The sequence below is a fragment of the Actinomadura luteofluorescens genome (assembly GCF_013409365.1).
Lineage (GTDB): Bacteria > Actinomycetota > Actinomycetes > Streptosporangiales > Streptosporangiaceae > Spirillospora > Spirillospora luteofluorescens.
Map to the genome: position 1 here is coordinate 3,437,864 of NZ_JACCBA010000001.1, position 17,890 is coordinate 3,455,753.

Sequence of the window (17,890 nt, forward strand, 5' to 3'; positions counted from 1 at the left end):
ACCAGAGCCTAGCGGCCCCGCGCGGGTCACTCGCGGTTGGCCGGGTCCGCGAAGGAGGCGAAGGCCTGGAGGTTGGCGAGGCTCTCGCCGCGCTTGACGCGCCAGTCCCACTCGCGCTGGATGGACGACTTGAACCCGCGCTCCAGCGCCTTGTCGAAGTTCTCGTCGGAGTAGGTGAGGACGCAGCCGAGGAGGCGGTCGATCTCCTCCGGGGACACCGACTCGAGCGGGACCTTCCCGACGAGGTGGACGTCGCCGACGTCGTCCAGCGCGAAGGCGACCCCGTACATGCGGCCGTTCTTCTCCAGGAGGAACCGGTAGAACTCGGCGTGGTTCTCGTCGGGGCGGCGGCAGAAGAACGCCTCGACGTGCAGCGAGTGGTCGCCGGCGATGAGCCACGTCATGGTGGCGAGCTTGTGCTGCCCGGGGAGCTTGACGAAGAACGCGTCCTCGCGCGGCTCCTCGAACTCCAGCTCGTTGGACCTCAGCGTCTCGCGGATGGTCTCGGCGATGGTCATGTGCGCTCCCCCCTCTGGGGGGCGGCTCCCCCGCGCCCCCGGTCGGCTCGGCTCATACGGTGGCCCGCACGGCCGCGGCCGGCGCCGGCATGGCACCGGTATACACCTCGAGCAGCCGGTCGACGGTGGCGTCCCAGCCGAAGTCGCGCGCGTGGCGGACGGCGCCGCGGGCGAGGCGGGCGTGCAGGCCGGGCTCGGCGTGCAGGCGCCGCAGGACGGCGGCGTAGTCGGCGGGGTCGTGGCCGGGGATCAGCACGCCGGACTCGCCGTCGGCGACCGCCGTGCACAGGCCGCCGACGCGGGACGCCACGACGGGGGTCCCGCAGGCCTGGGACTCGACGGCGACGAGCCCGAACGACTCGCTGTGGGACGGGACGACGGTGACGTCCGCGGCGCGGTACCAGTCGGCCAGCTCGTGCTGCGGCGACGGCGGCTCGAAGCGCATGACGTCGGAGATGCCGAGTTCGGCGGCGAGCAGTTGCAGGCCCGCGGGGCGGCACAGCCCGGAGCCGCTCGGGCCGCCGACGACGGCGACGACGAGCCGCGAGCGCAGCGCCGGGTCGTCGGCGAGCATGCGGGCGACGGCGCGCAGCAGCACGTCGGGGGCCTTCAGCGGCTGGATGCGGCCGACGAACAGCAGCACGTAGGCGTCGCGGGGCAGGCCGAGGCGGCGGCGGGCGGGGCCGGTCCGGTGCGGCAGGAGGCCGGCGCCGCGGGCGATGAGGGGCGATTCGGGGCGGAACAGCGAGAGGTCGACGCCGGGGCTGACGGTCGCGACGCGGGCGGGGTCGGCGCCGTAGAGGCCGACGAGCTCCCCGGCCTCCTTGGCGGTGTTGGCGACGAGGTGGTCGGCCGACGCCACGACCTGCTCCTCGCCGAGGACCCGCTCGGCCGGCTCGGGCTTGTCGTCGTCCGCGAGGGCCGCGTTCTTGACCTTGGCCATCGTGTGCATGGAGTGGACGAGCGGGACGCCCCACCGCTCCTTGGCCGCCCAGCCGGCCTGGCCGGAGAGCCAGTAGTGCGTGTGGAGGAGGTCGTAGTGGCCGGGTTCGTGGGCCGCCTCGGCGCGCAGCACCCCGGAGGTGAAGCCGCACAGGTGGCGGGGGAGCTCGGCCTTGTCGAGCTCCTCGAACGGCCCGGCGACCACGTTGCGGACGAGGACGCCCGGCGCGAGCTCCACGGCGGGCGGGAGGGCCCGCGAGGTCGCGCGGGTGAAGATGTCCACCTCGACGCCCCTGGCGGCGAGCCGCTTGGCGACCTCGACGACGTAGACGTTCAGGCCGCCCGCGTCGCCGGTGCCCGGTTGGTCCAGAGGGGACGTATGCACACTCACTGTCGCAACCCGGCTGATACGACGCGACACCCGACACCACCTCCGACAGTGCAACCTATCGACCGGGTTCCGTGTTCCCTCAGCAAGGGCGGCAAGCGCGGCCGCCCGCCACAGTGACGCACCTCACCCGTGCCCGGCGCGCGGATAGGCTGCCGTTCTGGCTTACTCTGCCGATCCACGCTCACCCACCCGGAAGACTGGACGCATGCGCAAGACGGCGATTGTGACCGGAGCAAGCAGCGGTATCGGGGCGGCCACGGCGAGGCGCCTGGCGGCCGAGGGGTTCAACGTCGTGCTCGCCGCGCGGCGCCGCGACCGGCTCGACGCCCTCGCCGGCGAGATCGCCGAGAGCGTGCCGGGCGCGGGGCGGATCGCGGCGTTCACCCTGGACGTGACCTCGCAGGAGTCGGTGGACGCCCTCGCGGCGGCCGTCGGCGCCTGCCACGTCCTGGTCAACAACGCCGGCGGCGCGCTCGGCCTGGACAGCGTCGCGACCGCCGACCTGGACGACTGGCGGTCGATGTACGAGAGCAACGTCATCGGCCTCGCCCGCGTCACCAAGGCGGTCCTGCCGAAGCTGGTGGAGAGCGGCGCGGGCCACATCGTCAACATCACCTCGCTGGCCGGGCACGCCCCCTACGAGGGCGGCGGCGGGTACAACGCCGCCAAGTACGCCGCCTACGCGGTCAACGAGGTGCTGCGCCTGGAACTGGTCGCCGAACCGGTCCGGGTCACCGAGATCGCGCCGGGCCTGGTGAAGACCGAGGAGTTCTCGCTGGTCCGCTTCCGCGGGGACGAGGAGAAGGCCGCCAAGCCCTACGAGGGCGTCCCCGAGCCGCTGGTCGCCGACGACGTCGCGGACTGCGTCGCCTGGGCCGTCACCCGCCCGCCGCACGTCAACATCGACCGCATCGACGTCCAGCCGCGCGTCCAGGCCGCGCCGCACAAGCTTCACCGCGAGTAGGGCGCGACGGCGCTCCAGGGAAGCGTGACCTCGCCGAGGCGCCACCGGTTCCGGCCGCCGTACGGGGGCCGCGCCAGGACGGGATGGGTCCGCGCCAGCAACGACACGGCCTCGACCCAGCGCGCGCGGGGACCGAACACCGAGTGGGGCGCCGCGGTGTCCCAGCAGCGGTCGAACGCGGTCAGGAACCCGTGGACGGGCTCGCCCGGCACGTTCCGGTGGATGAGCGTCTTGGGCAGCCGTTCGGCCAGCGCGGACGGCCGTTCGAGCGAGCGCACGTGGGCCGCGAACGTGATGGTCCGCGGGCCGTCCTTGGTGAGCGTCACCCAGACGGCGCGGCGCCCGATCTCGTCGCAGGTCCCTTCGACCAGGACGCCGGTGGGGGCGAGGCGCGCGCGCAGGTCGTCCCAGGCGCGCCAGGCCGCCGCCTCGTCGTACTGCCGCAGGACGTTGAGCGCCCGGACCAGCACCGGCGGGCGCGGCACCGGCAGTTCGAAACCGCCGCGCCGGAACGACAGCCCTTCGTGGGGGCCGGTCGCGGCGGCGAAGGCGACCCCGGCGGCGACCCGGGCCGGCTCGATCTCGATGCCGACGACCTCCAGGCGCGGCGACACCGGGCGGAGCCGCGAGTACAGCTCGAAGGTGGTGACCGGGGAGGCGCCGTAGCCGAGGTCGACGGCCAGCGGCCGCGCGTCCGAGCGCAGCGCGGCGGTCTGGGTGGCGGCGATCCAGCGGTCGATCCGGCGCAGCCGGTTGGGGGCCGTGGTGCCGCGGGTCACCTCCCCCCGCGGCCTCGAAACAGGGGGCACCGGGTAATTGTCGGGGGTCCCGCCCTATGCCTCGTACGTCAGTTCACTTCGTGAGATCCCACCCACTGAACCAGATTCGGTAAGTCATCGGTTACGGTGCTGCCGACGCCCCGTCCCCCGGAGGAGTGCCGATGCTCGACCTGGCGACCCTGCACGAGGCCATCGCCGCCGCGATCCCCGACCGCGAGTGCCTGGTGTGGCGCGAGCGCCGGATGACCTGGCGCGAGGTCACCGACCGGACGCGGCGGCTGGCGAACGTCCTGCACGACCGCGGTCTCGGCGTGCACGGCGGCGGCGCGGCCCGCGAGCCGTGGGAGTCGCCCCACGACCATCTCGCGCTCTACCTGCACAACGGGCCCGAGTACCTGGAGGGGCTGGTCGGCGCGCACAAGGCACGGGTCGCGCCGTTCAACGTCAACTACCGGTACGTGGACGGCGAGCTGGCCCAGCTGTTCGCCGACGCCCGGCCGGCCGCCGTCCTCTACCACGCGCGGTTCGCCGGCGTGATCGGCCGGGTGGCCGGCAGGCTCGGCACCGGCCCGCTCCTGCTCCAGGTGGCGGACGACTCGGGCGCGGATCTCCTGCCCGGCGCGCTCGACTACGAGGACGCGCTCGCCAAGGCGTCCCCCGAGCCGCTTCCCGTCCCTCCGGACCCGGACGACCTGCACATCCTTTACACCGGCGGCACGACCGGGCTGCCGAAGGGCGTGCTGTGGCGGATCGGCGACCTGATGGCCGGGCCGCTCGGCATGCGGCGCCGCGACGGCGCGCCCGTCACCGACCTCGGCGAGGCGGTCGAACGGGCCGTCCGCGGCGACGTCCGCGTGCTGGTCGGTCCGCCGCTCATGCACGGCGGGGGCACGTGGTCGGCGCTCGGCGGCTGGTGCGGCGGCGGCTGCGTGGTGTTCCCCGACCGGGTGGACGGCCTGGACGCCGCCGACCTGATGGCCACCGCCGAGCGCGAGCGCGCCACCCGGATGCCGCTGGTCGGGGACGCGTTCGCCCGCCCGATCGTCGCGGCCCTGGAGGCGCGCCCGCACGACCTGGGCTCGCTGCGGACGCTGATCAACTCCGCCGCCGGCATCAGCCCCGGCGTGAAGGCGCGGCTCCTCGAACTCCTCCCGCACGCCCGGCTCGTGGACGTCCTCGGCTCCTCGGAGAGCGGATTCCAGGTCACCCGGCACGGCCCGGAGGCGCGGACGTTCCGCGCGGCGGCGGGCACGGCCGTGCTCAGCGCGGACCGGTCCCGGCGGCTCGCGCCCGGCGAGGACGAGCTCGGCTGGCTGGCCAAGGGCGGCGACGCGATCCCGCTCGGCTACCTCGGCGACCCGGCGAAGACGGCGGCCACGTTCCTCACCGTGGACGGCGAGCGGCTCGTCGTCGCGGGCGACCGGGCCCGGCTCCTCGCCGACGGCACCGTCGAGGTGCACGGGCGCGAGGCCACCACGATCAACACCGGCGGCGAGAAGGTGTTCGCGGAGGAGGTCGAGACCGTCCTGCGCGGCCTGCCCGGCGTCGCCGACGCGCTGGTGGTCGGCCGCCCGAGCGAGCGCTGGGGCACCGAGATCGTCGCGGTGGTCGGCCCGTCCGGCGCCCCGTCCGACGAGGAGCTGCGCGCCGGGTGCGCCGCCCGTCTCGCCCGCTACAAGATCCCGAAGGCGTTCGTCCGCACCGACCGCGGGCTGCGGCTGCCGAACGGCAAGGCCGACTACGCAGCCGCCCGCGCGCTCCTCGGCTGAACGGGTTCCCGCGCGGCCCTGTACCCCGGGCCCCGCGACGCGGGATCATGGCGGGATGCCGGACCTGACGCTCCTGCTCGCCGACCTCGCCGCCGAGGGCGACTCCGTCGACGCCCTGGTCGCACCGCTGGCCGCCGGCCGCTGGGCGGACCCGACCCCGGCCGAGGGCTGGACGATCGCGCACCAGATCGCGCACCTGGCCTGGACGGACGCGCAGGCGGTCGTGGCGGCCACCGACGCCGCCGCGTTCGCGGGGATCGTCGAGCAGGCCATGGCCGACCCCGGCGGCTTCGTCGAGACCGGCGCCCGGGAAGGCGCCGTGGAGGAGCCCGCCCGCCTGCTCGCCCGCTGGCGGGAGGGCCGGCGCCGGATGGTCGAGGCCCTCGCCGCCGTCCCGCCGGGCACGCGCCTGCCCTGGTTCGGCCCGCCGATGAGCGCCGCGTCCATGGCGACCGCGCGGCTCATGGAGACCTGGGCGCACGGCGAGGACGTCGCCGACGCGCTCGGCGAGCGCCGGGCGCCCACGTCCCGCCTCCGGCACGTCGCGCACATCGGCGTCCGCACCCGCGACTTCGCGTTCCGCAACCGGGGCCTGGAGCCACCCGTTGAGGAGTTCCGCGTCGCCCTGCGCGGACCGGACGGCGACGAGTGGACGTGGGGCCCGCCGGACGCCCGCCAGTCGGTCACCGGCCCCGCCCTCGACTTCTGCCAGGCGGTGACCCAGCGCCGCCACCGCGCCGACCTGGCCCTCGCCGCGACCGGCCCCGACGCCGACCGCTGGCTGGACGTCGCGCAGGCCTTCGCGGGCCCGCCCGGGACCGGCCGCGCCCCGTCCCGCGCCTGAGAGATTCGCCACTGACCTCCGCGTTCGCGTTCGCGGCGCGCGGGGGTGGAGAAGTTGATCGTATGACAGTTCTCATCGCATACGACGGTTCTGACGACGCGCGGGCGGCGGTCGAGTACGTCGCGCGGCACCTGCGCGCCGGACCGACCGTGATCATGACGGTGTGGGAGCCGCTGCTCACCCAGATCTCCTGGGCGCCCCTGGCCGCCGCGGTGCCGGTGGCGGGCAGGCTCGACGAGGGCGAGCAGTACGAGGAGGAGAAGCAGGCCGAACGGCTCGCCCAGCAGGGCGCCGACATCGCCGCCAAGGCGGGGCTGACCGACGTGGCGGTCCGCGCCGAGCGCGGCGGCGGGCCGGTGTGGGCCGCGATCGTGGACGTCGCGGAGGAGTTGAACGCCTCCCTCGTCGTCACCGGCTCGCGCGGTCTGGCGGGGGCCCGGTCGGTGATCCTGGGCAGCGTGTCCACCCGCGTGCTGCACCACGCCCACCGCCCGGTCCTGGTGGTGCCTCCGCCGAAGGAGGACGACGACGAGGGCTGAGCGCTCCCCCGGACGGCGCTAGAGCGCTCCCACGGCGCGCTCGAAGGCGTCGTAGGCGGCCTCGGTGAAAAGGACGAAGCGGGCGTCCATCACCTGGGTCGGGGTGCCCTGGACGGTGCCGACCGCGATGCGGGCGGCGTCGTCCATGGGCCAGCCGTAGATGCCGGCCGACACGGCGGGGAAGGCGATCGAGTCGACGCCCAGCTCGTCGGCGATGCGAAGGGACTCGCGGTAGCAGGAGGCGAGCTGGTGGGAGCGGTCCTCGGAGGAGGAGTACACGGGGCCGACGGTGTGGATCACCCATCCGGCGGGCAGCAGCCCGGCCGTCGTCGCCACCGCCTGGCCGGTCGGCAGGCCGCCGCCGTAATGCGAGGAGCGGAGCTTGCGGCACTCCTCCAGGATCTCCGGGCCGCCCCTGCGGTGGATCGCGCCGTCCACCCCGCCACCGCCCAGCAGCGACGAGTTCGCCGCGTTCACGACCGCGCCGACCGTCTGCTCGGTGATGTCGCCCTGGACAAGAGTGATCTTCATGTGCCGCCGATCCTTCGCAGTGCCGAATCCCGTCAGAGAACAAGAATTCTCGCCCGCGGCGCACGCGAAACGCGTTCGGGCGCTTCCCGGCGGTACGCTCATGGCGGACGAGCCGCCGGGGGGCGGTGTGGCCCGTCCGACTTCGTCCGGCCGGACGCAGGGGGGTGTCCATGCGGAACGCCGGGCGTGACCAGTGCTGGCAGACCCACATCAGACGATGCACGATGGCGTGACAGTCGCGGAGGTACCCCCTTGAAGATTCTCCTCGCCGGAGCGACCGGAGTAGTCGGCCGCCGGCTGATCCCGCTGCTCGTCCGGGCGGGCCACGAGGTCGCGGGGACGACGCGCCGACCCGAACGCACCGGCATGATCCGCGACCTCGGCGCCGCGCCGGTCCTGCTGGACGTGCTCGACGCCGCCGCGGTGCGCGACGTCATGGCCGCCGAGCGCCCCGACGCGGTGGTCCACCAGCTCACCGATCTCAGCGCCGAGGACTTCGAGGCCAACTCGCGCCTGCGGATCGTGGGCACCCGCAACCTGGTCGACGCGGCGAAGGGCGCGGGCGTGCGGACCATGGTCGCGCAGAGCATCGCCTAGCTGTACGTGCCGGGCGACGCGCCCGCCGTCGAGACCGACCCGCTCGACCCGCACCTGCCGCCCTACGCGGGCATCGCGGCGCTGGAGAGCGCGGTCGCCGAGATGCCGCACGGCGTCGTCCTGCGCTACGGCGCGCTCTACGGCCCCGGGACCTGGTACGCGCCCGACGGCGCGATCGCCAAGCGGGTGCGGGCGGGCGTGCTGCGCGAGGCGCCGTCCTGGACGTCGTTCGTGCACGCCGACGACGCGGCGTCGGCGGCGCTCGCCGCCCTGGACTGGCCCGCGGGGGTCGTCAACATCGTCGACGACGAGCCGGCGACCACGGCCGACTGGCTGCCCGTCTACAGCGCGGCGCTCGGCGCGCCCTCTCCGGGCAGCGCCGGCAAGCACGCGGCCGCGACGGGGCGTCCGGCGTCCAACGCCAGGGCGCTGAGCCTCGGGTGGAAGCCGCGGGTCGCGTCCTGGCGCACCGGTTTCGCGCGGATGGACGTGCCCGTCCGGACCGACTGACCCCCGGTCAGCCGAACTGGAACGAGCGCTTGGCCAGTCCGAGCCAGTAGCCGTCGATGACCGAGCGCCGTCGCGAGGCGGCGTCGGCGTCGGCGCCGAGCGCCACGAACAGCGGCGCGAAGTGCTCCGTGCGCGGGTGCGCGATGCGCGCGGCCGGGGCCTTGGCGCGGAAGTCGAGCAGGGCGTCGACGTCTCCGCCCCGCACGGCCCGGTCCGTCCACTCGTCGAACTCCGCCGACCACGCGGGCGGCGCCGCGTCCGGGTCCGGGCGCATCTCGCGCAGGTTGTGCGTGGTGAAGCCGCTCCCGACGATGAGGACGCCCTTGTCGCGCAGCGGCGCGAGGCTCCGCCCGACCTCGAAGAGGCGCTCGGGCTCCAGGGTGGGCATCGACATCTGCAGGACGGGGACGTCGGCGTCCGGATACATCTCCACGAGCGGGACGTACGCGCCGTGGTCCAGACCGCGCTCCTCGTCCTGGTGGACGCCGGGGATGAGCCCGCGCACGTCGTCGGCGAGGGCGGGCGCGCCGGGGGCGTCGTACCTGACGGTGTAGTAGTGCTCGGGGAAGCCCCAGAAGTCGTAGACGAGCGGCACCGGCCGGGTGGCGCCGATGCTCAGCGGCGCCTCCTCCCAGTGCGCCGACACCATGAGGATCGCCTCCGGCTTCGGCAGCTCCGCCGACCAGCGGGCCAGCTCGGCGGTCCACCGGGCGTCGTCGGCCAGCGGCGGCGCGCCGTGGCTGAGGTAGAGCACCGGCATCCTGGTCATGAGCGTCCTCCCCTTACTTGAGAGTTCAACCATACTCGATTTCGTTGAACATTCAAGTCTTGAGGGTTCAAGTGCCGGGTAGCATGGGGGCATGGCCGAGACGATGACCGGCGACACCACCGGCGAGACGACGACCGTGCCGCGCTGGCTCGACGACGACGAGCAGGAGACCTGGCGCGCCTTCCTGTGGACGTCCCGGCTGCTCGGCGAGGCCCTCGACCGGCAGCTCCAGCGCGACTCGGGCCTGCCGCACACCTACTACATGATCCTGGCGATGCTGTCGGAGGCGCCCGGCCGCGCGCTGACGATGACCGAGCTCGCCGAGATCGTCCACTCGTCCCCGAGCCGCCTGTCGCACGCCGTGAACCGGCTGGAGGAGGCCGGCTGGGTGAGCAGGTGCAAGCCCGCCGCCGACCGGCGCACCACGATCGCCCGGCTGACCGACGAGGGCTTCGCCGTCCTCGCCGAGGCGGCGCCGGGGCACGTCGCCGAGGTCAGGCGGCACCTGTTCGACCCGCTGACCCGCGAGCAGATGCTGGAGTTCCGCGAGATCCTGCACGCGCTGCTGGGCTCGCTCGACCCCGACCGCGAGGCGCCGTGCGCCCGCGAGGGCTAGCCGAACTCCACGCCGTGCGACTTCGCCTTGGGGTGGGCTGAGGCGAGCAGGCGCATGCCCTCCTCCTCCAGCGCGGCGCGCTCCGGCCCCGGGACGGGGGCGAACGGCTCGATCCGCAGCGTCGCCTCGCCACGGCCCTTCTCGATCTTCCACATGCCGTGGACGAAGCCGTCCACGAGGAACGTCGCGCGGATGATGCCGTTGACGGTGAAGACGCGCTTGCGGTGCTCCTCGGAGATGATCCGCGCCCGGTCGGCGTGGGACAGCAGCAGGTTGTCGAAGTCGGGGACGAACCGGACCGGCGCCTCCGCGTCCGGGCCGGGCCGCGGCGCGTCCGGGAGGTCGTACAGGGTCCGGCCGTTCTCGTCGCGGAAGGCGACCAGCTCGGGCCTGAGCCGCTCGACGACCTCGCCGAGCCGCGTGAGGCCGGCCCACTGCTGGACGTCCTGGACGCTCGCGGGCCCGAACGCGCCCAGGTAGCGCCGCACGACGTCGTCCAGGGACGGGTCGGGCACCGCGGGCCCGAGCCAGTTCTCCAGCGTCGTGTGCCGGGCGATCCCCGAGGACCCCCAGATCCCGCGCGGCGGGACCTGCACGAGCGGCAGCCGGCAGCGGACGGCCCAGGCCAGTAGCGCCGGGTCCTCGTCCGGCCACCGTTCGGCCAGCAGCGCGCGCAGGTCCTTGTCGGACCGCGGCTCCTCCTCCAGGAGGGCCCGCGCCCACGCGACGAGGGCCGCGAGGTCGAGGTGCTCCAGCTCGGCCGCCCGCGCCTTCAGGTAGTTGTCGAGGATCACCTGGGTGATCGGCCGCAGCGCGCGGGCGTCGCGGGCGCTGACCAGGTGCAGCGTTCCGCGCATCAGCACCATCCGCAGCGCCCGGCGGTCGGCGATCAGCTCCCCGGCCTCGTCGAGCGCGTAGTCGGCGAGCCTGGTCCACAGCCCGATGTGGGGCGGGTTCGGGGCCTGCGCCTGGAGGCCGACCAGATGCTCGATCGCCTCCAGCGCGGGCATGGCGCGCCGCTCCAGCAGGAGCTGGCGGGCCAGCAGCGCCCGGTTGAGCGCCCGTCGTCCCAGCTCAGTCGTCATAGCGCGTGACCAGCTCCTGCCAGCTCGGCGGCGGACCCGGCAGCTCGTGCCGATCCGCGAGGTTCATGGCGTCCAGGATCAGCGCCAGGTAGCGGTGCCGGAGCCGGTTCATCCGCTCATCGTCGCCGATCCGGATGCCGTGCAGGTACTCCAGGATCACCGAGACGTCGCCGACCTCGATCTCGGGACGCAGCGCGCCCGCCTCCCGGGTGCGCTCCAGCAGCCGCTGCGTCGCGACGTGGATCTCGCGGCCCTTGCGGCTCATCGCCTCGGTGACCTCGAAGCCGCCCGCGAGCCGCATGGTGAGCGAGCCCGCGCCGATGTCCAGGCAGCGGCGCATGAACGCGGTGAAGGCCTCCCACGCGTCGCCGTCGTCGTCCAGGGCCGCCTCCACCTCGGCGAGGTAGCGGTCCATGCCCTCGTCGGCGAGCTTCTGGAGCAGGTCCTCCTTGCTCTTGTAGCGGCGGTACAGCGCGCTGATCCCGACCCCGGCGTGCTCGGCCACCGCCGAGATCGGCGCGCCGGGGTCGGCGGTGAACACCGCCCGCGCCGCCTCCCTGATGAGCTCGTCGTTGCGCGCGGCCTGCGCTTTCCGCCCGCTCATGGGCGCTCGTGCCGTCTCCATGGCTCCCATGATAGGGGAACGAAGAATTCCGTTCTACACCCCGAGCCTTTCCCGTCTTGACGCGGAGACCGCCCGCCCTCCATTATGAACACACGTTCATGAACATGCGTTCACAACAAGGAGAGTCATGACGGAGATCGTCAACACCCACCAGGCGGAGGCGTGGAACGGGTACGAGGGCGAGCACTGGGCCGACAACCACGACCGGTACGACGCCATGAACGGCGGGTTCAACGACGCCCTGCTGGAGGCGGCGGCGATCGGGCCGCGCGACCGCGTCCTCGACATCGGCTGCGGCAACGGGCAGATCACCCGGCTCGCGGCGCGGCGGGCGTCCCTCGGCGCCGCGACCGGCGTCGACCTGTCCCGGCCGATGCTCGCCCGCGCCCGCTCCCTCGCCGCGGAGGAGGGCGTCGCGAACGTGGCCTTCGAGCGGGGCGACGCGCAGGTGCACCCGTTCCCCGAGGGCGGCTTCGACGTCGCCGTCAGCCGGTTCGGGATCATGTTCTTCACCGACCCGGTCGCCGCGTTCGGCAACGTCCGGCGGGCCCTGCGCGACGGCGGCCGGCTGGCGTTCCTGTGCATGACGCCGCTCGCCGAGAGCGAGATGGGAGCGATCATGGCCGCGCTCCCGCCCCTCGATCGGGCCCCGGTCGGGCACGACGGCGGGCCGCTGTCGCTCGCGGACACCGGCCGCGTCCGGGAGATCCTCGGGGCCGCCGGGTTCCACGGCGTGTCCAGCCGCAGGGTCGAGGCCGAGCAGATCTGGGGACGTGACGCCCGCGAGGCCGGCGAGTTCTTCGCCGGATGGGGCCCCATCCACTACAACTACGGCGCGGGCGACGAGGTGCGCGACACGCTGGTCGAGGCGATGCGCCCCTTCGAGCGCGACGGCGCCGTCCGCCTGCGCGGCACCGCGTGGCTGGTCACGGCGCGGCGATGAGGAGGGTCGTGGTCCTCGGCGGCTACGGCGCGGTCGGCCGGGAGGTCGTCGCGGGGCTGCTCGGGCACGTCCCCGAGGTGGTGGCCGCCGGGCGCGACCTCGCCAAGGCCCGCACCGTGGCGGGCGCGCTCCCGCTGCGGTTCGACCTGCGGAGCGACGACCCGGGGCGGCTCGCAGCCGACGCCGTCGTCATGTGCGCGGAGACGGGCAACGCGCGGGTCGCCGAGGCGTGCCTCGCCCGGGGCGTCCACTACGTCGACGTGTCCGCGTCGCATGCGGTGCTCGCCGGGATCGAGAAGCTGGACGGGCTCGCCGCCGGGCGGAACGCCGCCGCGGTGCTGAGCGTGGGGCTCGCTCCCGGCGTCACGAACCTGCTGGCCCGCGAGGCCGGCGGCGGGGACGTCGAGATCGGCGTCCTGATCGGCGCCGGTGACCGGCACGGGCCGTCCGCCGTGGACTGGACGCTCGACTCCCTCGCCGGCCTCGGGGAGTCGTGGCGGATGCGGTTCCCCGCGCCCTACGGCGTCCGGACCGTGCACCGCTTCCCGTTCTCCGACCAGTACACCCTCCCCGGACGCGTCCGCACGGGGCTCTGCCTCGACTCGCGCGCCATGACCGCGCTCCTCCCCCGCCTCGTCCCGTTCCGCGACCTGGCCCCGCTGCGGGCCGCGTTCCGCCGCGTCCACATCGGCGGCGACGGGTTCGCGGTGGCGGTCGCGTCCGGCGGGACGGTGCGCTCGTTCGCGGGACGGCGGCAGAGCCGCGCGACGGGCCTGGCCGCCGCGATGGTCGTCCGGGGCCTGGACGGCACGCCGCCCGGCGTCCACCACATCGAGGACGCCGTCGGGCCGGACTTCCTGCCCGGACTCGCCGCGCACGGGTTCGAGCTCGCTCATTACGATGCGGGGTGATGTCACCTAGAAGAGCGGCGGCGCTGGGCGCCGGCGACCGGACCCTGCGCGACCACCTGATCGCCACGGCCGAGCGAATGATCGCCGAGCGCGGGACGGCGGGCCTGACCGTCCGGGCGATCGCGCGGGAGGCGGGCGTCGCCGACGGCGTCCTCTACAACCACTTCGCCGACAAGGAGGAGCTGCTCGCGCACGCGCTGTGGGCGCACGCCGAGTCGGTCATGCGCCCCCTCGGCCCTCTGCCCGAGCCCGGCGACGGCACGGTCGAGGAGAACCTGCGCGCGTACGTGGCGTACGGCCTGGCCCTGCACCACGGGCTGCTGCCCGCGCTGACCGGGCTGGTCGGGCGCCCGGCCGTCCTCGCCCGGTTCGCCGCGCTGAGCGACGGTGGCGGCACCTGGAACGAGCGGCTCGCCTCCTACCTGCGCGGCGAGCGCGACCTCGGCCGCCTCGCCCCGGACGCCCGGGTCGAGGCGGCCGCCTCGATGATCGTCGGCGCCTGCCACGAGCCGGTGCTGTCGCTGCTGTTCCAGGGCCAGGGCCTCGCGCACCGCGTGCCGCCGGAGGCCGTGGACGACCTCGTCGCGGCCGTCCTCAACGGCCTCGCCCCGCGCTGAGGCGCCCCGCCCTCACGACGCCATCGCCTCCCTGACCTCCGCCAGCGTGCGGTCGGCGACCGCGTTGGCGCGCTCGTCGCCCGCGGCCAGGACGCCGCGCAGGTACGCGCGGTCGGCGGCCAGCTCGGCGCGGCGGGCGCGGATCGGGCGCAGGAACTCGTTCACCGAGTCGGTCACGACCTTCTTCAGCGCCGCCGACCCGCCGTCGCCGATCTCGGCGGCGACGGCGTGCGGGTCGCGGTCCTGGCAGAGCGCGGCGAGCAGCACCAGGCTGGAGACCTCCGGGCGGGTCTCGGGCGCGTAGGTGATGGTCCGGTCGGCGTCGGTCACGGCCCGCCTGATCAGCCGCGCCGTCTCGTCCTCGGTGGCGGACAGGGCGATGGCGTTGCCGCGGCTCTTGCTCATCTTGCGTCCGTCGGTTCCGAGCAGGAGCGGGGCGGACGACAGCAGGGCGTCCGGCACCGGGAAGACGGGCCCGTAGCGCTCGTTGAAGCGGCGCGCGATGGTCCGGGTGACCTCCTGGTGCGGGAGCTGGTCCTTGCCGACGGGCACGAGGTTCGCCTTGCAGAACAGGATGTCGGCGGCCTGGTGGACGGGGTAGGTGAACATCAGCCCGCTGACCGCCGCCTGGCGGGACGTCGCGATCTCGTCCTTGACCGTGGGGTTGCGGCTCAGCTCCGCGATCGACACCAGCGACAGGAACGGCAGCATGAGCTGGTTGAGCGCGGGGACGGAGCTGTGCCGGAAGATCGTCGCCGTGGACGGGTCGATCCCGGCGGCCAGGTAGTCGGCGACCAGGCCCTCGACATAGTCCGAGAGGTGGTCGGCGACGTCCCGGTCGGTGAGCACCTGGTAGTCGGCCACCAGGACGAACAGCTCCACGCCGGCGCGCTGGAGCCGCGCCCGGTTCGCCAGGGTGCCGAAGTAGTGCCCGAGATGCAGCGGGCCGGTGGGGCGGTCGCCGGTCAGGATCCGGAAGGCTCCGGGGTCGACCGCGATGCGTTCCTCCAGCTCGCGGCTGCGGGCTTCGGGGGTGATGTCCATGGGGTCCTCCTCGTCGGGTCCGCGGCCGTCCCGCCGGTCCGGCCCGGTTCACCGAGGAGGAGAAAGGGCCGTCCAGCGGACGGCCCGATCGCATGCGTCACTGTGGCCGTCCTAGGACGGCCACCAGCCGAGGCATGCGGTGCGCTTCACCCCTTCATGCTAGCCCACGCGATGCGAGGGCTGCCAGATAATCTAGAACGAAACCATCTTGGGTAGGCTGGACGCATGACCTCGATGGCCCCCGCACGCACGCAGACCGACCTGTCGTTCCTGCTCGACCACACCAGCCACGTGCTGCGCGGCCGCATGACGGCGGCGCTCGCCGAGATCGGGCTGACCCCGCGCATGCACTGCGTCCTGGTGCACGCCCTCGAAGACGAGCGCACCCAGATCCAGCTCGCCGAGCTCGGCGACATGGACAAGACCACCATGGTCGTGACCGTGGACGCCCTGGAGAAGGCCGGGCTCGCCGAGCGGCGCCCCTCGTCCCGGGACCGGCGGGCGCGGATCGTCGCCGTCACCGAGGAGGGCGCGCGGGTCGCCGCCCGCAGCCAGGAGCTCGTGGACGGCGTCCACGCGGCGGCCCTCGGATCGCTGCCGGACGATCAGCGCGAGGCGCTCGTCCGGGCGCTGAACACCCTGGTCGCCGGGCATCTGGCCACCCCGCCGGAGGCCCCGGCGCAGGCCCGGCGGGCGCGCGAGCGGCGAAAGTGAAACCGTCCTAGATAGTCTGCAACGGAACTATCTGCTACGGTCTCTCTTGTCCTTCCCGACAGGAGATGACCAATGCCCTCCCCCTCGCTCTCCCCGCTCCGCTCCCGATGGGCGGCGCTCGGCGTGCTGTCGGCCACGATGCTGATGACGATCCTCGACGGCAGCATCGTCACGGTCGCGGCCCCCGCCATCCAGGACGACCTCGGCTTCACCCCCGCCGGGCTCAGCTGGATCATGAACGCCTACCTGATCCCCCTCGGCGGACTGCTGCTCCTCGCCGGAAGGCTCGGCGACCTCGTCGGCCGCCGGACGCTGTTCCTCGCCGGCAACGCCGTCTTCACGGCGGCGTCGGTGCTGGCGGGCGCCGCCACCACGTCCGGCCTGCTGATCGCCGCCCGGTTCCTGCAGGGCGTCGGCAGCGCCCTGTCCTCCGCCGTCGTGCTCGGCATCATCGTGACGCTGTTCACCGACCCCCGCGAGCGGACCAGGGCGATCGGGGTGTTCAGCTTCACCGGCGCGGCGGGCGCGTCCATCGGGCAGGTGCTCGGCGGCGTGCTCACCGACGCGCTGAGCTGGCACTGGATCTTCCTGATCAACCTGCCGATCGGCCTCGCCGTGATGCTGCTCGCCCTCCCCGCGCTCCCCCGCGACCGGGGCATCGGGCTGTCGGCCGGCGCCGACATCGCGGGCGCGGTGCTGGTCACCTCCGGGCTGATGCTCGGCATCTACACGGTCGTCAAGGTCGAGCGGTACGGATGGCTGTCGGGGCACACGCTGGGCCTCGGCGCCGTGTCGGTGCTGCTGCTCGCGGGGTTCGCCGTCCGCCAGGCCCGCGCCGCGACGCCGCTGATGCCGCTGCGGATCCTGCGCTCCCGCAACGTCTCCGGCGCCTACCTCGTCCAGTTGCTGACCCTGTCGGCGATGTTCTCCTTCCAGGTGATCGTCGCCCTCTTCATGCAGCAGGTGCTCGGCTACAGCGCGCTCGGCACCGGGCTCGCGATGCTCCCCGCGGCCGTGTCGATCGGCGCCGTGTCGCTGCTGGTGTCCGCGCGGCTCTCCAACCGCTTCGGCGAGCGGTTCGTCCTGGTCGCCGGGCTCGTCCTGCTGATCGGCGCGATGGCCTGGCTCACGACCGTCCCGGTCGACGCGAACTACGTCACCGACCTGCTCCCCGTGTTCGTGCTGATCGCCGGTGGCGGGCTCGTGCTGCCTTCGCTGACCGGGCTCGGCATGTCCAGCGCCCGCCCCGAGGACGCCGGGCTGGCGTCCGGCCTGTTCAACACCGTCCAGCAGGTCGGGATGGCGCTCGGCGTCGCGGTCATGACCACGCTCGCCGCGTCCCGCGTCGAGTCCCTGCGGGCGGACGGGCGGGACACCGCCGCCGCCCTCACCGGCGGCTACCACCTGGCGTTCACCGTCTCGGCCGGGTTGCTGGTCGCCGCGCTCGCGGTGTCGCTGCTCGTCCTGCGCCGCCCGGCGCCCGTGGCGGGCGCCGCGCCCGTCGAGTCCGTCCCCACCGCCGTCTGAATCCGCCCCACCACCTCGAGGGAGACCACGATGACCGAGTACGGCCCCGGACAGGGACCCGGCCCCAAGCCCATCGGCGACGACGACCTGTCCCGCCTCCTCGGCGAGCAGCAGTTCGGCGTCCTCGCCACGAACAGGAAGAGCGGCCACCCGCACGTCTCCACGGTCGTCTACACGTGGGATCCGGACGAGCGCGTGGTCCGGATCTCCACGACGGACGGGCGGGCGAAGGTGAAGCAGCTCCTGCGCGACCCCCGCGCCGCGCTGCACGCGTCCGGCCCCGGGAACCTGTCGTTCGCGGTCGCCGAGGGCTCCGCCGAGCTGTCCCCCGTCAGCGAGGAGCCCGGCGACGCGACCGGGCGCGAGCTGCTCGCGATGACGCCGGGCTTCGAGGACCCGGCGGACGAGCGGGCGTTCCTGGAGCAGATGGTGAAGGACCGGCGGCTGGTGATCCGCCTGCGCGTCGACCGCCTCTACGGCACGGTCCTCGCCGACTAGCGGCACGGCGGCCGCCGCCGGAGGGTCAGGGCGTGCTGCGAAATGGCCTCGGCCACGCGCGAACGCGTGACCTGCCCGGTGGAGCGAAGCCGAAGGCGAGCGAAACCGGGCAGATCGCGAAGCGATGCCGCGTTCGCCCAGGCACGGTCACGTAGCG

The 17,890-nt window shown here is 74.0% G+C and carries 21 protein-coding genes; 13 read left to right on the top strand and 8 right to left on the bottom strand.

Going from position 1 to position 17,890, the window contains the following annotated elements:
- Positions 1-26: 26 nt before the first annotated feature.
- Positions 27-518 carry a type III secretion system chaperone family protein gene (locus tag BJY14_RS15835; protein ID WP_179844308.1) on the bottom strand — a complete coding sequence of 164 codons (492 nt, stop codon included), beginning with the start codon at positions 516-518 and terminating at the stop codon, positions 27-29.
- A gap of 52 nt (positions 519-570) precedes the next feature.
- Complete coding sequence (gene mshA / locus BJY14_RS15840; RefSeq protein ID WP_179844309.1) at positions 571-1,881, bottom strand: D-inositol-3-phosphate glycosyltransferase; 1,311 nt, start codon at positions 1,879-1,881, stop codon at positions 571-573.
- 175 nt (positions 1,882-2,056) lie between these two features.
- Here mshA and BJY14_RS15845 point away from each other — a divergent pair, with 175 nt between their 5' ends.
- Positions 2,057-2,815: an SDR family NAD(P)-dependent oxidoreductase gene (locus tag BJY14_RS15845; RefSeq protein WP_179844310.1), complete on the top strand. Its 759-nt coding sequence runs from the start codon at positions 2,057-2,059 to the stop codon at positions 2,813-2,815.
- Here the strand turns inward: BJY14_RS15845 and BJY14_RS15850 are convergent.
- Complete coding sequence (locus BJY14_RS15850; RefSeq protein WP_312879250.1) at positions 2,803-3,624, bottom strand: class I SAM-dependent methyltransferase; 822 nt, start codon at positions 3,622-3,624, stop codon at positions 2,803-2,805. The two genes, BJY14_RS15845 and BJY14_RS15850, sit on opposite strands and share 13 nt — an antisense overlap.
- A gap of 131 nt (positions 3,625-3,755) precedes the next feature.
- On the opposite strand from BJY14_RS15850, the gene BJY14_RS15855 reads away from it, so the two are divergent.
- From BJY14_RS15855 to BJY14_RS15865, 3 genes are all read left to right on the top strand, one after another.
- Positions 3,756-5,363 carry an AMP-binding protein gene (locus BJY14_RS15855; protein ID WP_179844311.1) on the top strand — a complete coding sequence of 536 codons (1,608 nt, stop codon included), beginning with the start codon at positions 3,756-3,758 and terminating at the stop codon, positions 5,361-5,363.
- A 55-nt stretch (positions 5,364-5,418) separates the two neighbouring features.
- Positions 5,419-6,207 carry a TIGR03084 family metal-binding protein gene (locus BJY14_RS15860; protein WP_179844312.1) on the top strand — a complete coding sequence of 263 codons (789 nt, stop codon included), beginning with the start codon at positions 5,419-5,421 and terminating at the stop codon, positions 6,205-6,207.
- Between the two features lie 62 nt (positions 6,208-6,269).
- The gene (locus tag BJY14_RS15865) at positions 6,270-6,746 is read left to right on the top strand and encodes a universal stress protein (RefSeq protein ID WP_179844313.1); all 477 of its coding nucleotides are present in this window, start codon (positions 6,270-6,272) and stop codon (positions 6,744-6,746) included.
- An 18-nt stretch (positions 6,747-6,764) separates the two neighbouring features.
- On the opposite strand, the gene BJY14_RS15870 is transcribed toward BJY14_RS15865, so the two are convergent.
- Positions 6,765-7,277, bottom strand: coding sequence for an O-acetyl-ADP-ribose deacetylase (locus BJY14_RS15870; RefSeq protein WP_179844314.1), 513 nt, complete (start codon positions 7,275-7,277; stop codon positions 6,765-6,767).
- A 252-nt stretch (positions 7,278-7,529) separates the two neighbouring features.
- Here BJY14_RS15870 and BJY14_RS45225 point away from each other — a divergent pair, with 252 nt between their 5' ends.
- A complete protein-coding gene (locus BJY14_RS45225) occupies positions 7,530-7,874 on the top strand; it encodes an NAD-dependent epimerase/dehydratase family protein (protein ID WP_246395935.1) in 345 nt (114 codons plus the stop codon).
- Between the two features lie 6 nt (positions 7,875-7,880).
- Positions 7,881-8,384 (top strand): NAD-dependent epimerase/dehydratase family protein, encoded by a 504-nt coding sequence (locus BJY14_RS45230; protein ID WP_246395936.1) that lies wholly within the window; start codon positions 7,881-7,883, stop codon positions 8,382-8,384.
- 7 nt (positions 8,385-8,391) lie between these two features.
- On the opposite strand, the gene BJY14_RS15880 is transcribed toward BJY14_RS45230, so the two are convergent.
- Positions 8,392-9,153, bottom strand: a complete 762-nt coding sequence (locus BJY14_RS15880) for a dioxygenase family protein (protein ID WP_179844315.1) — start codon at positions 9,151-9,153, stop codon at positions 8,392-8,394.
- A gap of 91 nt (positions 9,154-9,244) precedes the next feature.
- On the opposite strand from BJY14_RS15880, the gene BJY14_RS15885 reads away from it, so the two are divergent.
- Positions 9,245-9,769, top strand: a complete 525-nt coding sequence (locus BJY14_RS15885) for a MarR family winged helix-turn-helix transcriptional regulator (protein WP_246395938.1) — start codon at positions 9,245-9,247, stop codon at positions 9,767-9,769.
- Here BJY14_RS15885 and BJY14_RS15890 read toward each other — a convergent pair.
- Both BJY14_RS15890 and BJY14_RS15895 read right to left on the bottom strand, forming a co-directional pair.
- The gene (locus BJY14_RS15890) at positions 9,766-10,854 is read right to left on the bottom strand and encodes a winged helix DNA-binding domain-containing protein (RefSeq protein WP_179844316.1); all 1,089 of its coding nucleotides are present in this window, start codon (positions 10,852-10,854) and stop codon (positions 9,766-9,768) included. The two genes, BJY14_RS15885 and BJY14_RS15890, sit on opposite strands and share 4 nt — an antisense overlap.
- Positions 10,844-11,479 carry a TetR/AcrR family transcriptional regulator gene (locus BJY14_RS15895; protein ID WP_246395940.1) on the bottom strand — a complete coding sequence of 212 codons (636 nt, stop codon included), beginning with the start codon at positions 11,477-11,479 and terminating at the stop codon, positions 10,844-10,846. Before BJY14_RS15895 ends, BJY14_RS15890 begins: the two co-directional genes overlap by 11 nt.
- A 127-nt stretch (positions 11,480-11,606) precedes the next feature.
- On the opposite strand from BJY14_RS15895, the gene BJY14_RS15900 reads away from it, so the two are divergent.
- The 3 genes from BJY14_RS15900 to BJY14_RS15910 are packed head-to-tail and all read left to right on the top strand — an operon-like array spanning position 11,607 to position 13,950.
- Complete coding sequence (locus BJY14_RS15900; protein ID WP_179844317.1) at positions 11,607-12,422, top strand: class I SAM-dependent methyltransferase; 816 nt, start codon at positions 11,607-11,609, stop codon at positions 12,420-12,422.
- Positions 12,419-13,333: a saccharopine dehydrogenase NADP-binding domain-containing protein gene (locus BJY14_RS15905; RefSeq protein WP_179844318.1), complete on the top strand. Its 915-nt coding sequence runs from the start codon at positions 12,419-12,421 to the stop codon at positions 13,331-13,333. The genes BJY14_RS15900 and BJY14_RS15905 overlap by 4 nt, the downstream gene beginning before the upstream one ends.
- Positions 13,333-13,950, top strand: coding sequence for a TetR/AcrR family transcriptional regulator (locus BJY14_RS15910; RefSeq protein ID WP_179844319.1), 618 nt, complete (start codon positions 13,333-13,335; stop codon positions 13,948-13,950). The genes BJY14_RS15905 and BJY14_RS15910 overlap by 1 nt, the downstream gene beginning before the upstream one ends.
- A 12-nt stretch (positions 13,951-13,962) precedes the next feature.
- Here the strand turns inward: BJY14_RS15910 and trpS are convergent, their stop codons facing one another.
- Entirely contained in the window at positions 13,963-14,994 is a 1,032-nt protein-coding gene (gene trpS, locus BJY14_RS15915) for a tryptophan--tRNA ligase (protein ID WP_179844320.1), read from the bottom strand.
- Positions 14,995-15,219: 225 nt separating this feature from the next.
- Here trpS and BJY14_RS15920 point away from each other — a divergent pair, with 225 nt between their 5' ends.
- From BJY14_RS15920 to BJY14_RS15930, 3 genes are all read left to right on the top strand, one after another.
- The gene (locus tag BJY14_RS15920; RefSeq protein ID WP_179844321.1) at positions 15,220-15,708 is read left to right on the top strand and encodes a MarR family winged helix-turn-helix transcriptional regulator; all 489 of its coding nucleotides are present in this window, start codon (positions 15,220-15,222) and stop codon (positions 15,706-15,708) included.
- 72 nt (positions 15,709-15,780) lie between these two features.
- Positions 15,781-17,235, top strand: a complete 1,455-nt coding sequence (locus BJY14_RS15925; RefSeq protein ID WP_179844322.1) for an MFS transporter — start codon at positions 15,781-15,783, stop codon at positions 17,233-17,235.
- Positions 17,236-17,265: 30 nt separating this feature from the next.
- Positions 17,266-17,733, top strand: a complete 468-nt coding sequence (locus BJY14_RS15930; protein ID WP_179844323.1) for a TIGR03618 family F420-dependent PPOX class oxidoreductase — start codon at positions 17,266-17,268, stop codon at positions 17,731-17,733.
- The last annotated feature ends 157 nt before the right edge of the window (positions 17,734-17,890 follow it).

What these genes read in the sequence shown, in the direction of transcription:
- BJY14_RS15870 (WP_179844314.1), bottom strand. Translation starts at nt 7,277, where the DNA reads ATGAAGATCACTCTTGTCCAGGGCGACATCACCGAGCAGACGGTCGGC.
- BJY14_RS15910 (WP_179844319.1), top strand. Translation starts at nt 13,333, where the DNA reads ATGTCACCTAGAAGAGCGGCGGCGCTGGGCGCCGGCGACCGGACCCTG.
- BJY14_RS15885 (WP_246395938.1), top strand. Translation starts at nt 9,245, where the DNA reads ATGGCCGAGACGATGACCGGCGACACCACCGGCGAGACGACGACCGTG.
- BJY14_RS15845 (WP_179844310.1), top strand. Translation starts at nt 2,057, where the DNA reads ATGCGCAAGACGGCGATTGTGACCGGAGCAAGCAGCGGTATCGGGGCG.
- BJY14_RS15880 (WP_179844315.1), bottom strand. Translation starts at nt 9,153, where the DNA reads ATGACCAGGATGCCGGTGCTCTACCTCAGCCACGGCGCGCCGCCGCTG.
- BJY14_RS15920 (WP_179844321.1), top strand. Translation starts at nt 15,220, where the DNA reads ATGACCTCGATGGCCCCCGCACGCACGCAGACCGACCTGTCGTTCCTG.
- BJY14_RS15855 (WP_179844311.1), top strand. Translation starts at nt 3,756, where the DNA reads ATGCTCGACCTGGCGACCCTGCACGAGGCCATCGCCGCCGCGATCCCC.
- BJY14_RS15905 (WP_179844318.1), top strand. Translation starts at nt 12,419, where the DNA reads ATGAGGAGGGTCGTGGTCCTCGGCGGCTACGGCGCGGTCGGCCGGGAG.
- trpS (WP_179844320.1), bottom strand. Translation starts at nt 14,994, where the DNA reads ATGGACATCACCCCCGAAGCCCGCAGCCGCGAGCTGGAGGAACGCATC.
- BJY14_RS15890 (WP_179844316.1), bottom strand. Translation starts at nt 10,854, where the DNA reads ATGACGACTGAGCTGGGACGACGGGCGCTCAACCGGGCGCTGCTGGCC.
- BJY14_RS15925 (WP_179844322.1), top strand. Translation starts at nt 15,781, where the DNA reads ATGCCCTCCCCCTCGCTCTCCCCGCTCCGCTCCCGATGGGCGGCGCTC.
- BJY14_RS15930 (WP_179844323.1), top strand. Translation starts at nt 17,266, where the DNA reads ATGACCGAGTACGGCCCCGGACAGGGACCCGGCCCCAAGCCCATCGGC.
- BJY14_RS15895 (WP_246395940.1), bottom strand. Translation starts at nt 11,479, where the DNA reads ATGGAGACGGCACGAGCGCCCATGAGCGGGCGGAAAGCGCAGGCCGCG.
- BJY14_RS15865 (WP_179844313.1), top strand. Translation starts at nt 6,270, where the DNA reads ATGACAGTTCTCATCGCATACGACGGTTCTGACGACGCGCGGGCGGCG.
- BJY14_RS15900 (WP_179844317.1), top strand. Translation starts at nt 11,607, where the DNA reads ATGACGGAGATCGTCAACACCCACCAGGCGGAGGCGTGGAACGGGTAC.
- BJY14_RS15860 (WP_179844312.1), top strand. Translation starts at nt 5,419, where the DNA reads ATGCCGGACCTGACGCTCCTGCTCGCCGACCTCGCCGCCGAGGGCGAC.
- BJY14_RS15835 (WP_179844308.1), bottom strand. Translation starts at nt 518, where the DNA reads ATGACCATCGCCGAGACCATCCGCGAGACGCTGAGGTCCAACGAGCTG.